The sequence below is a fragment of the Geodermatophilus sp. SYSU D00965 genome, from assembly GCF_054050075.1.
The window spans coordinates 143,469-157,149 of record NZ_JBJGYQ010000010.1; the positions used below are offsets into that span (position 1 = coordinate 143,469).

The 13,681-nt window shown below is 73.6% G+C and carries 11 protein-coding genes; 4 read left to right on the forward strand and 7 right to left on the reverse strand.

The genetic code is table 11. From position 1 onward, the window contains the following. Nucleotide 1: 1 nt before the first annotated feature. Genes ACI789_RS11760 through fahA form a run of 3 tightly spaced genes read left to right on the forward strand, consistent with a single transcriptional unit; the run spans nucleotide 2 to nucleotide 4,346 of the window. Entirely contained in the window at nucleotides 2–1,885 is a 1,884-nt protein-coding gene (locus tag ACI789_RS11760) for an FAD-dependent monooxygenase (protein WP_457009162.1), read from the forward strand. A 56-nt stretch (nucleotides 1,886–1,941) separates the two neighbouring features. Continuing rightward, nucleotides 1,942–3,165 (forward strand): cupin domain-containing protein, encoded by a 1,224-nt coding sequence (locus tag ACI789_RS11765; RefSeq protein WP_457009164.1) that lies wholly within the window; start codon nucleotides 1,942–1,944, stop codon nucleotides 3,163–3,165. Further along, nucleotides 3,162–4,346: a fumarylacetoacetase gene (gene fahA, locus ACI789_RS11770; RefSeq protein ID WP_457009165.1), complete on the forward strand. Its 1,185-nt coding sequence runs from the start codon at nucleotides 3,162–3,164 to the stop codon at nucleotides 4,344–4,346. The genes ACI789_RS11765 and fahA overlap by 4 nt, the downstream gene beginning before the upstream one ends. A 302-nt stretch (nucleotides 4,347–4,648) precedes the next feature. On the opposite strand, the gene ACI789_RS11775 is transcribed toward fahA, so the two are convergent. From ACI789_RS11775 to ACI789_RS11795, 5 genes are all read right to left on the reverse strand, one after another. Further along, nucleotides 4,649–5,482 (reverse strand): mycofactocin-coupled SDR family oxidoreductase, encoded by an 834-nt coding sequence (locus tag ACI789_RS11775; RefSeq protein ID WP_457009166.1) that lies wholly within the window; start codon nucleotides 5,480–5,482, stop codon nucleotides 4,649–4,651. Between the two features lie 678 nt (nucleotides 5,483–6,160). After that, nucleotides 6,161–7,228: a DNA polymerase domain-containing protein gene (locus ACI789_RS11780; protein WP_457009168.1), complete on the reverse strand. Its 1,068-nt coding sequence runs from the start codon at nucleotides 7,226–7,228 to the stop codon at nucleotides 6,161–6,163. Nucleotides 7,229–7,276: 48 nt separating this feature from the next. Further along, nucleotides 7,277–8,833, reverse strand: coding sequence for an alpha/beta hydrolase (locus tag ACI789_RS11785; protein ID WP_457009170.1), 1,557 nt, complete (start codon nucleotides 8,831–8,833; stop codon nucleotides 7,277–7,279). Between the two features lie 233 nt (nucleotides 8,834–9,066). Beyond that, nucleotides 9,067–10,146 carry an ATP-dependent DNA ligase gene (locus ACI789_RS11790; protein ID WP_457009172.1) on the reverse strand — a complete coding sequence of 360 codons (1,080 nt, stop codon included), beginning with the start codon at nucleotides 10,144–10,146 and terminating at the stop codon, nucleotides 9,067–9,069. Nucleotides 10,147–10,232: 86 nt separating this feature from the next. Continuing rightward, on the reverse strand, nucleotides 10,233–10,595 hold the full coding sequence (locus ACI789_RS11795; RefSeq protein WP_457009174.1) for a peroxiredoxin: 363 nt from the start codon (nucleotides 10,593–10,595) through the stop codon (nucleotides 10,233–10,235). A 236-nt stretch (nucleotides 10,596–10,831) separates the two neighbouring features. On the opposite strand from ACI789_RS11795, the gene ACI789_RS11800 reads away from it, so the two are divergent. Then, on the forward strand, nucleotides 10,832–11,185 hold the full coding sequence (locus ACI789_RS11800; protein WP_457009176.1) for a type II toxin-antitoxin system VapC family toxin: 354 nt from the start codon (nucleotides 10,832–10,834) through the stop codon (nucleotides 11,183–11,185). Here ACI789_RS11800 and ACI789_RS11805 read toward each other — a convergent pair. Together ACI789_RS11805 and treZ are read right to left on the reverse strand one after the other, a co-directional pair. Further along, nucleotides 11,155–11,907, reverse strand: coding sequence for a dihydrofolate reductase family protein (locus tag ACI789_RS11805; protein WP_457009178.1), 753 nt, complete (start codon nucleotides 11,905–11,907; stop codon nucleotides 11,155–11,157). The two genes, ACI789_RS11800 and ACI789_RS11805, sit on opposite strands and share 31 nt — an antisense overlap. A 1-nt stretch (nucleotide 11,908) precedes the next feature. Beyond that, entirely contained in the window at nucleotides 11,909–13,660 is a 1,752-nt protein-coding gene (gene treZ, locus ACI789_RS11810) for a malto-oligosyltrehalose trehalohydrolase (RefSeq protein WP_457009180.1), read from the reverse strand. Nucleotides 13,661–13,681 lie beyond the last annotated feature (21 nt).

Genomic DNA, 13,681 nt, shown 5'->3' on the forward strand with positions numbered 1-13,681 from the left:
CATGACGACCTCCCCGTACTACCAGCCCTGCTCCTACGAGCCCGCGCGCATCGGGTCGATGACGGCGGCCGACCCGACCCTCCCGGTCGTGGTGGTCGGCGCCGGTCCGGTCGGCATGGCCGTGGCCCTCGGCCTGGCGCGACGCGGCGTCCCGGTCACCGTCCTGGAGGCGGCCACCCAGGTGTCCTTCGGCAGCCGGGCCATCTGCATCTCCCGGCACAGCCTCGAGGTCGCCGACCGGCTGGGCGTCGGTGAGGAGCTGGCCCGCCGCGCGCTGGCCTGGGAGGGCGGGCGGAGCTTCCACCGGGACGTCGAGGTGCTGCACTTCCGCATGCCGAACGAGCCGCACGCCGTCCGGCCGCCCATGGTGAACGTCTCGCAGTCCGAGCTGGAGCAGGTCATGGCCGACGCCGTGGCCGCGCACCCCCTGATCACGCTGCACTGGGGCGCACCCGTCGCCCGGTACACCGCGGCCGGGAACGAGGTGGACCTCGAGGTCGAGACCGCCGAGGGCGCCCGGCACCTGCGGGCCTCCTGGGTGGTCGCGGCCGACGGCGGCCGCAGCCGCATGCGCGAGCTCACCGGCGTCCGCCTGCAGGGGACCAGCTACGAGGGTCGGTACGTCATCGCCGACATCCACTGGCAGTCGGACCTGCCCACCGAGCGGATGGTCTGGTTCGACCCGCCCAGCAACCCCGGCTCGACGGTGATCATGCACCGCCAGCCGGGCGACATCTGGCGCGTCGACTACCAGCTCGACCCGGAGGAGGACGCCGAGGTCGAGACCCAGGAGCACCGGATCCGCACGCGTATCGCCAGCCACCTGGCGTGGCTGCAGAACGAGCGCCCGTGGACCCTGGAGTGGCACGGGTTCTACAAGGCCCACGCCCTGGCGCTGGACAGCTTCGTCCACGACCGGGTGCTGTTCGCCGGCGACGCGGCCCACCTGGTCCCGATCTTCGGCGTGCGCGGGCTGAACTCCGGCCTGGAGGACGCCGAGACGCTGGCCTGGATGCTGGCGGCCGTCGTCGGTGGAGCCGCGGACCGCACCCTGCTGGACGCCTACTCCGCCGAGCGGCACCACGCCTGGCAGCAGAACGTGGCCAACGCCGGCAAGTCGACGCTGGTCATGACGCCGGGCACCCACGGCCACCGGACCACCCGTGACGCGGTGCTGGCCCTCGCCACGGCGCGCCCGGAGTTCAGCCACCTGCTCAACCCGCGCCAGAGCAGCGCCACCCACGCCCGCCGCTCGCCGCTGACCGTGCCCGCCGCTCCGGGGACCCCGGGACTGCAGCCGGGCGACCCGGTCGCCGACCGGCGGGTGCAGCTGGCCGACGGCAAGCAGACCTCGCTGTGCGAGGTCCGCGGCACGGGGTTCGCCGTCGTCGGGATGGGCCTGGATGCCGCCGGGCTGGCGGCCGCGACCGGGCTGGCCGACGCCCTCGCCACCGCCGTGGCCCCCGAGGCCGTGACGCTGGCCGTGACGTGCCGAGAGGCCCCGGCGCCGTCGCTGGTGACCGTGCTCGACGCCGGCGACCTGGCCGCGGCGTGGGGCGCACGGCCGGGTGAGCTCTTCGTCCTCCGCCCGGACGGCCTGCTGCTCGCCCGTGGGTCGGCCGAGGAGCTCGCCGACCTGCCGCGCCACGTGCTCGCCGGCGGCGCGTCCGAGGCCGCCGCTGCCCAGGCCGAGGGTGCGGTCGTCGAGGTGCCGGAGGACGAGGCCCGGCGCGAGGCCGCCTGGCTGGCGCTCTCCGGCGGGATCGACGCCGTGCCCGCCGACGACCGGGAGGGCTTCCTCGCCAGGCTGGCCCTGCTCCTCGCCGACCGGCTCGACACCGACGACCTCCGGACCGCCGTGGCCACCGCGGCGTCCGTCCGCTGACCCACCCCCCAGGGCAGAGGTGGCCGTCTCTGCCCCCTCACCGCAGGAGGCATCCCATGGCGTTCTACCGGCAGGTGGGCAGCGTCCCGCCGAAGCGGCACACCCAGCACCGGCGTCCCGACGGCGGCCTGTACTACGAGGAACTGGTCGGTGAGGAGGGCTTCTCGTCGGACTCCTCGCTGCTCTACCACCGCGGCGTCCCGTCGGCGATCGTCGCCGCCCGCCCGTGGGAGCTGCCCGACCAGACGCTGACCCCCAACAGCCCGCTGGTGCCCCGGCACCTGAAGCTGCACGACCTGTTCCCCGGCGAGGAGCACAAGGCCGTCGACCCGGTCACCGGCCGCCGGCTGGTGCTGGGCAACGGCGACGTCCGCATCTCCTACGCGGTGTCGTCCCTGACCAGCCCGTACTACCGCAACGCGACCGGCGACGAGTGCGTCTACGTCGAGCGGGGCGCGGCGACGGTGGAGACGGTCTTCGGCGCGCTGGAGGTGGGCGCCGGCGACTACGTGGTCATCCCGCGGACCACCACCCACCGCTGGATCCCGACCGGTCCCGAGCCGCTGCGCACCTACGCCGTCGAGGCCAACAGCCACATCGCGCCGCCCAGGCGCTACCTGAGCAAGTACGGGCAGTTCCTCGAGCACGCGCCCTACTGCGAGCGGGACCTGCGCGGCCCGGCCGAGCCGCTGCTGGCCGAGGGCACCGACGTCGAGGTCTACGTCAAGCACCGCGGGCCCGGCCCCGGCGGGCTGGCCGGCACCGTGCACGTCGTCCCGGAGCACCCGTTCGACGTCGTCGGCTGGGACGGGCACCTCTACCCCTACGCGTTCAACGTCCGCGACTTCGAGCCGATCACCGGCCGGGTCCACCAGCCGCCGCCGGTGCACCAGGTCTTCGAGGGCGACAACTTCGTGATCTGCAACTTCGTGCCGCGCAAGGTCGACTACCACCCGCTGGCGGTCCCGGTGCCCTACTACCACTCCAACGTCGACTCCGACGAGGTCATGTTCTACGTCGACGGCGACTACGAGGCGCGCAAGGGCTCGGGCATCGGCAAGGGCTCGATCAGCCTGCACCCGGGCGGCCACTCCCACGGCCCGCAGCCCGGCGCAGTCGAGAACTCCCTCGGCGTGGAGTACTTCGACGAGCTCGCCGTCATGGTCGACACCTTCCGGCCGCTGGACCTCGGCGAGGCCGGCACCGCCGCCGACGACGGGAAGTACGCCTGGACCTGGTCCGGCCGGGGGCCCTCGGAGCGGGCGGAGGTGCAGCGATGACCACCCTTCCCGTCCCCGCCGACTCGTTGTTCGGCGTGCACAACCTGCCCTACGGCGTCTTCTCGGTGCGCGGCTCCGCGCCCCGGGTCGGCACCCGGCTGGGCGACGCGGTGATCGACCTCGCCGTCCTGCTGGGGGACGAGGTGTTCGCGCGGCCGACGCTCAACGACTTCATGGCACAGGGGTACGACCGCTGGGTCGCGGTGCGCGGGGAGATCGGGGAACGGGTGAGGGGGGAGGTCCCCGACGAGGCGGTGCACGCGCTCGACGAGGTCGCCCTGCACCTACCGATCGAGGTCGCCGACTACGTCGACTTCTACGCCTCCGAGCACCACGCCGCCAACCTCGGGCGGCTGTTCCGGCCCGACAACCCCGATCCGCTGATGCCGAACTGGAAGCACCTGCCCGTGGGCTACCACGGGCGGGCGAGCTCCATCGTGGTCTCGGGTACCGACATCGTCCGACCGTGCGGTCAGCGCAAGGGCGAGGACGGTCCCGCACCGGTGTTCGGCCCGTCGGTCCGGCTGGACATCGAGGCCGAGCTCGGCTTCGTCGTCGGCACGGGGACGGCGATGGGCGAGACCGTTCCCGTCGAGGAGGCCGAGCGGCACGTGTTCGGCGTGGTGCTCTTCAACGACTGGTCGGCGCGCGACATCCAGGCCTGGGAGTACGTCCCGCTCGGCCCCAACCTCGGCAAGTCGTTCGCCTCGACGATCTCCCCGTGGGTGGTGCCGCTCCTCGCGCTGCAGCCGGCCCGGGTGCCCACGCCGCGGCAGGACCCCGAGCCGTTGCCCTACCTGGCGATGGAGCAGCCCTGGGGGCTGGACGTCGAGCTGTCGGTGCAGTGGAACGGGCAGGAGGTCAGCCGTCCGCCCTACCGGGAGATGTACTGGTCACCGGCGCAGATGCTGGCGCACCTCACGGTCAACGGCGCCCCGTCGCGCACCGGCGACGTCTTCGCCTCCGGGACGATCAGCGGGCCGGCCAAGGACCAGCGCGGCGCGTTCATCGAGCTCACCTGGGGCGGAGCCGAGCCGGTGACCGTGAGCGGGCAGCAGCGGACCTTCCTGGAGGACGGCGACGAGGTGGTCCTCTCCGGGACGGCCCCGGGGCCCGACGGCACCCGGCTCGGCTTCGGCGAGGCCCGCGGCCGGATCGTGCCCGCGACCGGAGGCCGCTGAGCGGCGCCGCGGACGTCGACGAGCACCAGCTCGGCCACGCCGCTCGAGGCGACGACCTTCGAGGTCGACGGGCTGCGGGGTGCCAAGCTGTCCGAGGGCACGGAGGTCCCCGAGGAACTCGCCTCCCGCTCCGGGTTCCGAGGCAGGAGTCCACGCTCGCCGGCACGATCCGCGGCTACTCCTTCGTGGTAGAGGGTGAGCACTGAGGGCGCTCCGGCACGTCGGACCGGCCGGCCGGGCCGCGTCGTCCGTCCTCGTGCCCCGCGGACCGGCCCGGGGGTGCCGGGCCGGTCCGCGGGACGTCACTTGACCAGGGCGCCGGCGTCGACCGGCAGCGGCACACCCGTGATGTAGCGGGCGTCGTCGGACGCCAGGAACACCAGCGCCCGGCTGATGTCGATCGGCTGGACCCACGGGATCGGCAGGGTGTGCATGGCCTGCGACCTCGGTTCGAAGTCCGCGCGGGTGGGGTTGGGCACGTCGGGGACGAAGACCTTCATCGTCTCGTCGTTCATGATCATGTCGGTCTCGACCTGGGTGGGGTGGATGCTGTTCACCCGGATCCGCTCCGGCCCGTACTCCACCGCGAGGGTGCGCATCAGGCCGACCACGCCGTGCTTGGCCGACACGTAGTGCGAGATGTGCGAGTAGGCCTGCAGCCCGGCCGCGGAGCTGGTCAGCACGATCGCGCCGCCCTGGCCGCCGGCGAGGATGTGCGGGATCGCGGCCTTGCAGGTCTGCCACACGCCGGTGAGGTTGACGTCGATCATCTGCTGCCAGACGTCGAGCGGCAGCTCGTGGGAGGCGTGCGGCAGCGACCCGATCCCGGCGTTGGCGGCCACGATGTCCAGCCGGCCGAGCTGGGCCACCCCGTCGTCGACCGCGGCGGCGAGGGCGTCGTAGTCCCGGACGTCGGCCTTCGCCGCCACGATCCGGCGGTCCAGCGCCTCGACCTCGCGGACGGTCTCCTGCAGCTTCTCCCAGGTTCCTGTCGGGTAGGGCATCCCCGGGACCTGCTCGCAGATGTCGACGGCGATGACGTCGGCACCCTCCCGGGCGAGCTCGATCGCGTGGCTGCGTCCCTGCCCCTGGGCCGCTCCGGTGACCAGGGCGACCTTGCCCTCGAGCCTGCCCATGACGTCTCCCTCCGCTGGGGTGTGTCCCGCGTCACAGTACGGGTCGCTCCCCGGGGCCCGTCCGGGCCGGGACGTCGAGGTGGCGGACGCCGGTGCGGACGCTGTCTGCCGGGGGCCGCTCGTACTGCGCTCACGGCAGAGCTCGTCCTGCGGCGGGAGTCCTCGAGCCGGGTGTGGGCGGCCCGTCGAACCGCCGGGTCACCCGCATCCGCTCGCCCTGCACCTCCGGTCGCGTGGCGATACGCCTAGGAATGAACGCGCCCACCCAACGACCAACAACCCCGGCGATGGTCCCCTCGCCGGCCGAAGCCCACGAGATGACCGTCGTCGGGCTCCCGCTCTCGACCATTCTCAGCGGCGTCCGATGACGTGGTGATCAGCTCGCAGGGTCGAGTCTCGCCGCGGCGACCGTGAGAGACACCGGACCTCGTGTTCTACGTGGCGCGGGCCGTACCGGGACGGCGATCTGGTCGTAGGCGAGCGCCGGGTCCCATCGATCCGGCGGCGCGGGGATCCCCCCTCGAGCAGCCACGGGGCGAACAGCAGAGCTCGATCGTTGGCGGTGCTGCGTGAGCGGCCCCAGCCGCCCGGAAGGGCGACCGGAGGAGCGCGACATTCCTGGAGGACGGGGGTCGTCCGTCGAGTGAGCGCTGTGCTTCCCTGGCGTCGAGCGCCGGATCACCCGTCCGCGCCGGCAGGACGCCTGGCGCGGCTGGGCTGCACCCGCATCGGCTCGCCCGGCATCTTCGGGTAGTCCGGGGGATAGGGCAGGTCGCCCAACCCCTCGTCCTTGGCCTGCCGCTCGGCCAGCTCCAGCAGCGGCTCGATGCCGAAGGCGTGGTCGGACAGGCCGGCGTGCTTGTCGCCGACCTCCTGGAAGCGGGCCGGCATCGTCAGGACGTCGAAGTCGGTGGGGTGGACGTCGGGCAGCTCGTCCCAGTCCACGGGGGCCGACACCGGGGCGTGCGGCTTGGGCCGGATGGAGTAGGCCGAGGCGATCGTGCGGTCCCGGGCCATCTGGTTGTAGTCGATGAAGATCTTCTCGCCGCGCTCCTCCTTCCACCACGACATGGTCACGCGGTCGGGCAGGCGGCGCTCCAGCTCGCGGCCGAACGCGATCACCGCGCGGCGCACCTCGGGGAAGGTCCAGCGCGGCTGGATCGGCACGTACACGTGCACCCCGCGGCCGCCGGAGGTCTTCGGCCACCCCTGCATGCCGAACTCCGCCAGCAGTTCACGCACGTGCGGCGCCACCCACGCCGCGTCGGAGAAGTCGGTGCCCGGCTGCGGGTCCAGGTCGATGCGGATCTGGTCCGGCGACTCGACGTCGGTCTTCGACACCGGCCACGGGTGGAAGGTCAGCGTGCCGAGGTTGGCGCACCAGGCGACGACGGCGACCGAGTCGGGGGCGATCTCGTCGGCGGTGCGGCCGCTGGGGAAGGTGATGTGCGCGGTCGGCACCCAGTCAGGGGCGTTCTTGGGGACCCGCTTCTGGTAGAAGGCGTCGCCGGTGTTGTCCACGCGCGTGGAGATCCGGGCGCCCTCGAACACCCCGCCGGGCCAGCGCTCCAGCGTGGTCGGCCGGTCCCTCAGCGCGTGGAGGATGCCGCCGCCCACGGAGATGAAGTACTCGACGACGTCGATCTTGCGGATGCCGCGCTCGGCGAAGTACGGCTTCTCCGGGTTGGAGACCCGCACCTCGTGCCCGTCCACCTGCAGGACGACGGCGTCCTTCGCCGCGGCCATCACCGCACCACCCCGGGGCTCGTCTTCACCCGGCGCACCCTAGGGGGCTCAGGCCGGGCACGTCAGGCCGTCCTGCGGAACCGTCAGGTCGATGAGGTACGCATCCACCGCCTGGGTGACACAGTCGGTCTTCGGGTACGAGGTGTGCCCCTGGCCCTGCCAGGTCAGCAGGACGCCGGAGGTGAGGTCCTCGGCCATGTCCTGGGCGCCGGGCAGCGGCGTCACCGGGTCGCCGGAGTTGCCCACCACGAGGATCGGCGCACTGCCCTCGGCGTCGCGCTCGGGCACGGGGGTGCGCTCGGCGTCCCAGACCGAGCAGGTGTAGAGGCCGGTCGCCGAGCCCGCGCCGAACAGCGGGTAGCGCTGGCCCCAGTCGGCGGCGAGCCTGCGGACCTCCTCCTCGGGCACCTGCTGGTCGGGGTCGCTGTCGGCGCAGTTGATCGCCAGGTTGGCGTCGATGAGGTTGGAGTAGGTGCCGTCCTGGAGCCGGCCGTAGTAGGAGTCGGCCAGCGAGAACAGCTGCTGGGAGTCGCCCTTCTGCGCCGCGGCCAGCCCCTGTGCCAGCTGCGGCCACGCGCTCGTCGTGTACAGCGCGGCCTGGATCGCGGTCATCACCACGCCGGGCGTGGCCTGCCGGGTCTCGCCCTGGCGCGCGCTGGGGATCGGGGTCTGCCCGGCCTGGGCCAGCAGGTCGGTGACGAACCGCCGCGGGTCCCCGCCGAGGGGGCACCCGGCGACCAGCCCGGTGCAGTTGGCGGCGAAGGCGTCGAACCCCGCCTCGAAGCCGGCCGCGCTCGCCTCGGCGTCCGCCCGCGGATCGGTGTCGGGGTCGACGGCGGCGTCCAGGACCATCGCGCGGACCCGGTCGGGGAAGAGCTCGGCGTAGGTGGAGCCGAGCGTGGTGCCGTAGGAGTAGCCGAGGAAGGTCAGCTGCTCGTCACCCAGGGACTGGCGGAGCAGGTCCATGTCCCGCGCGGTCGCCACGGTGTTGAAGGTGCCGAGGGCGTCGCCGTACTCCTCCTCGCAACCGGCGGCGGCCTCCTCGGCCAGCGTGAAGACCGAGTCGAGCTGCTCGTCGCTGACCGGGCGCGGCTCGGCGGCCACGATCCGGTCCTTCAGCTCGCCGGGGATGCACTCCACCGGCGTGGACAGACCCACCCCGCGCGGGTCGAAGCCGACGAGGTCGAAGCGGCGCAGCACGTCCTCCGGCATGGTCAGCGCCCGCCCGATCGCCGCGTCGGAGCCGGACGCGCCCGGGCCGCCGGGGTTCATCACCAGCGAGCCGATCCGGTCGGTCTGGCCGGCCAGCCGAGCCCGCACCAGGAAGATCGGCATCGTCGCGCCCTGCGGCTCGTCGTAGCTGATCGGCACCTCGGTGCGGCCGCACTCGAACAGGATGTCCCGTTCGCTGCCGGGGCTGCCGGCGATCAGGCCCGAGATCTGCTCGTCGCAGTCGGACCAGGCGATGTCCTGCGCCTCCGGCTCGGCCGGGGTCGTGGGGGACGGCGAGGGGTCCGCGGACGTCGAGTCGGAGAACGAGGTGCAGCCGGAGACGGCCAGGAGCACTCCGGAGACGGCGGCGACCAGGCCGTGGGACAGGCGCATGATCACGAGCCTATGGGCCTTCCGGCGAGCCCGCAGAGACGGCCGTCGGACGGCGATGTGCCTTGGACGACACCCGCCTCCCCGCCCTGGGCGGCACGCTGTGCGCCGATCGGCAGGTCACCCTCGGGAACCCGCCGGTCCGCGCACACCGTCCGGCCGGGAGTCAGCCGGCGGTGTCCCTGGCCGGCCGATCCGCGCACACCGTCGGCGCCGGGACCGGCCGCCCCGCGCCGTCAGCCGGCGAGGACCTCGGCGAGGTCGTAGCGCACCGGCACCTCCAGCTGCTCGTAGGTGCAGCTGCGCGGCTCCCGGTCGTGCCGCCAGCGCAGGAACTGCCCGGTGTGCCGCAGCCGGCGACCCTCCAGCTGGTCGTACTTGATCTCGACGACGAGCTCCGGGCGCAGCGGCACCCAGGAGAGGTCCTTGCCGGCGTTCCACCGGCTCTGCGCCCCGGGCATCCGGTCCCCGTTCCCGTTGCCGTTGCCCGTGTCGGCGTTGGCCCAGTCCTGCCAGGGGTGCCCCTCGAGGGCGTCGGCGCGGTAGGGCGCCAGCTCCTCGACCAGCTCCGCCCGCCGGGCCATGGGGAAGGACGCCGCCACGCCGATGGACTGCAGGGTGCCGGCGTCGTCGTACAGACCCAGCAGCAGGGAGCCGACGATCGGCCCGCTCTTGTGCCACCGGAAGCCGGCCACGACGCAGTCGGCGGTCCGCACGTGCTTGACCTTGGTCATCAGCCGCTGGTCGGGGCCGTAGGGCAGGTCGCCCGGCTTGGCGACGACGCCGTCCAGCCCGGCGCCCTCGAACTCCTGGAACCAGCGCTGGGCGGTGGCGGCGTCCTGGGTGATCGCGGTGACGTGCACCGACTCGGTGCCGGCGCCGATCACCTCGCGCAGCCGCGCCTGGCGCTCGGCGAAGGGGGTCTCCATCAGCGACTCGTCGCCGACCGCGAGCAGGTCGAAGGCGACGAAGGACGCCGGGGTCTGCTCGGCGAGCAGGTCCACCCGCGACTTCGCGGGGTGGATCCGCTGCAGCAGCGCCTCGAAGTGCAGCCGGTCGCCCTGCGGCACGATGATCTCGCCGTCCACCACGCACCTGTCCGGCAGCGCGGCCTTCACCGCGGCCACGACCTCCGGGAAGTACCGGGTCAGCGGGCGCTCGTTGCGGCTGCCCAGCTCCACCTCGTCGCCGTCACGGAAGACGATACAGCGGAAGCCGTCCCACTTGGGCTCGTAGTACATGCCCTCGGCGGTGGGCACCTTCGTCACGGCCTTGGCCAGCATCGGCTTGACGGGTGGCAGAACGGGCAGCTCCATGCGCGCAGTCAAGCAGCCGGAGCCCACGCCGGCAGCCGACCGGGCCGAGGACGACCCGGACGGGTACCGGACGGCGGCCGGTCGCGTCAGTAGCTGAAGGTGGTGGCCCCCTCGTCGCCGATCCACTCCCACAGCGGCACGGTCCCGGCGAGCTCGGCGCCCTTGATGAGCGCGCCCTGGTCCAGCCCCTTCGCGTTGAAGCAGATGGGGCAGACGAACCACCGCCCGCCCGCGGCGGCGTAGCGCTCGACCAGGCTCGGCAGTGGGGGACACCCCTCGCAGGCGGTGCCCGTGGCGATGCCGTCGATCGCGAGCCGCACGGCCTCCTTCGCGAGGAACACCACCGTCGGGCGACCCGACTCCGCCGCACCCACCGCCATCAGCAGGGCCACGGTGACCTTCTCGGGGTCCTCGAGGCCGGTGCTGAGGCTCACCACTGCCTTGCCCATGTCGTTCCTCCCGGTCGCGGAACCGGACCGGCGTGGTCCGGTTGCGGCGACGCTAGGAGAGCGGAGGAGGCCGGGCCGAGGTCGGAAGTCCCGAGCTCGGGGGTGTCCGCTGCCCGGGCGGCGTCGCGCCCGGGTCGGATCGAAGCAGGAGCGGCACCCTGCGCCGCGAGTAGACGACCTGCAGCGGGCGTTCGAGGGCGACGGGTGAGGGTCCTCCTCGACACCCTCGTGCTCGTGTGGGCCGCGACGACCCCCGAGAGGCTCGGGCCGGCGGAGCGCCTCTCGCGGACGCCGACCGTCGGCTGGTGTCGGCCGTGAGCATCTGGGAGCTGGCGATCAAGCGGCACCTGCGCGAGCTCTCGCTCGGGTCCGACGTCCGGACGTGGTCCCGCCGCGCCACGACCGAGTTGGCGCTCGACCACCTGCCGGTCACGGCGGACCACGCCGCGGCGGTCGAGACGCTGCCCGACGTGCACCGGGACCCCTTCGACCGGCTGCTCGTCGCCCAGGCCGTCGCCGAGGGTGCCGTCCTCCTGACCGCCGACGAGCGACTCCTCGGCTACGGGGACGTGGTGCGGCTCGTGGGCTGAGGGGTCACCCCGTACCGGGTGAACAGGACGCCGTCCTCCTCGAGGACCTGCCGCAGCTCCAGCCGGACGGCGTCGGGGAGCGGGCCGGGCAGCAGGTGCGGCTCGCCGGCGCCCACGAGGGCCGGGGCCACGGTGAGGTCCAGCTCGTCGACCACCCCCGCGGCCAGCGCGGAGGACAGCAGCGCCGGGCCGCCCTCGCACACCACCTGCTCCAGCCCGCGCCCGGCCAGCTCGTCGAGCGCCAGCGGCAGGTCCACGTCGTCCTCCCCGCAGACCAGCACGGTCACCCCGGCGTCGGCCAGCGCGGCGCGGCGGCCGGGATCGGCGGCCGCGCAGGTGACCAGCAGCGTGGACGGCACCGCCAGCCGGTCGCCCGGGGCCAGCGACGCCCGCCGCGAGACCACCGCGATCGGCGCGGACGTGGACCGCCCGAGCGCGGTCCGCAACGCCGTGACCGCGGGGTCCGCGGCGACCGGCCGGTAGCCCTCGGTCGCGGCCGTCCCGGCCCCGACCAGCACCACGTCGGCCAGGGCCCGCAGCGTCCGGAACACCCGCTTGTCGCCGGGCGAGCCCAGCCCCGCGCTGCGCCCGCCGACGGTGATCGCGCCGTCCAGCGAGGCCACGAAGTCCACCCGCAGCGACCGCCCGGCCGGCAGCCGGTAGGCCTCGGCCAGGGCGGCGTCGTCCAGGTCCTCCGCCGGCCCCGGGACCAGCCGGCGCACGTCAGGCGGTGGTGAGCACGGCCGCGCTCTCCGGCGGCAGCGTCACCGTCGCACCGTCCAGGTGGGGGACCTCACCGGTGGCGAAGAGGACGTCGACCGCGGGGCGGTCGAGGGTGATCTCGCGGGGCTCGCCGGCGAGGTTGGCGGCGATGCGCAGGGAGCCGCGGTGCAGGACCAGCCAGCGGTCGGCGTCGTCCCAGCTGACCTCGACCCGCGACAGGTCGGGGTCGACGAGGTCCGGGTGGGCGCGGCGCAGCGCCAGCAGGGCCCGGTGGACGGCGAGCAGACGGGCGTGCGGCTCCCGCTCCGGCTCGGACCAGTCGAGCGTGGAGCGGGTGAACGTCTCCGGGTCCTGCGGGTCGGGCACGACCTCGGCGTCCCACCCGTGCTCGGCGAACTCCCCGATCCGGCCCTCCGCCGTGGCCTTGCCCAGCTCCGGTTCCGGGTGGCTGGTGAAGAACTGCCACGGGGTGCCGGCGCCCCACTCCTCGCCCATGAACAGCATCGGGGTGAACGGGCTGGTGAGCACGATGGTGGCCCCGACGGCGAGCAGCCCGGGGGAGAGGGACGCCGAGATGCGGTCACCGACGGCCCGGTTGCCGATCTGGTCGTGGTCCTGCAGGTAGCCGAGGAACTTCCAGCCGGGCAGCAGCGCGGTGTCGACCGGCCGGCCGTGGTGCCGCCGGCGGAAGCTGGACCACGCGCCGTCGTGGAAGTAGGCGCCGGTCAGCGTCTTGGCCAGGCCGGCCACCCCCGCGGCGGCGAAGTCGGCGTAGTAGCCCTGCCCCTCGCCGGTCAGCGTCGCGTGCAGCGCGTGGTGGAAGTCGTCGCTCCACTGCGCGGTCAGCCCCATGCCGCCGGCGACCCGCGGGGTGACCAGGCGGGGGTCGTTGAGGTCGCTCTCGGCGATCAGCGTCAGCGGCCGGCCCTCGGCGACCGAGAGCCGGTCGACCTCCTGCGCCATCTCCTCGAGCACGTGGGTGGCCCGCTCGTCGACCAGCGCGTGGACGGCGTCCAGCCGCAGCCCGTCGACGTGCATGTCGCGCAGCCACATCAGCGCGTTGTCGATGACGTAGCGCCGCACCTCGTCGGAGTCCGGCCCCGACAGGTTGATCGAGTTGCCCCACGTGTTCGCGCCCTCGCTGAAGATCGGCATGAACAGCGGCAGGTAGTTCCCCGACGGCCCGAGGTGGTTGTAGACGACGTCCTGGATCACCGCGAGGCCCCGCTGGTGGCAGGCGTCGACGAAGCGCTGGTAGGCGGCCGGGCCGCCGTACTCCTCCTGCACCGTGTACCAGAGGACGCCGTCGTAGCCCCAGTTGTGGGTGCCGTTGAAGCCGTTGACCGGCAGCAGCTCGACGAAGTCGACGCCGAGCTCCACCAGGTGGTCCAGCCGGGCGATCGCGGCGTCGAGCGTGCCCTCCGGCGTGAACGTGCCGACGTGCAGCTCGTAGACGACGCCGCCGGCCAGGGGCCGCCCGGTCCAGGCCGAGTCGACCCACCGGTAGGCCGACGGGTCGAACCGGCGGGAGGGCCCGTGCACGCCCTGGGGCTGACGCCGCGAGCGCGGGTCCGGGTAGACCTTCTCGTCGTCGTCGAGCAGGAACCCGTAGTCGGCCTCCGGCCCGGCCTCGACCTCGGCGCGCCACCAGCCGCCGTCGTCCCGGCGCATCTCGTGCACCGTGCCGTCGACCTGGAGCCGGACCCGCTTCGGCACCGGTGCCCAGACGGAGAACTCGACGGGTGCAGACATACGGGGACCTCCGGGAGCGCA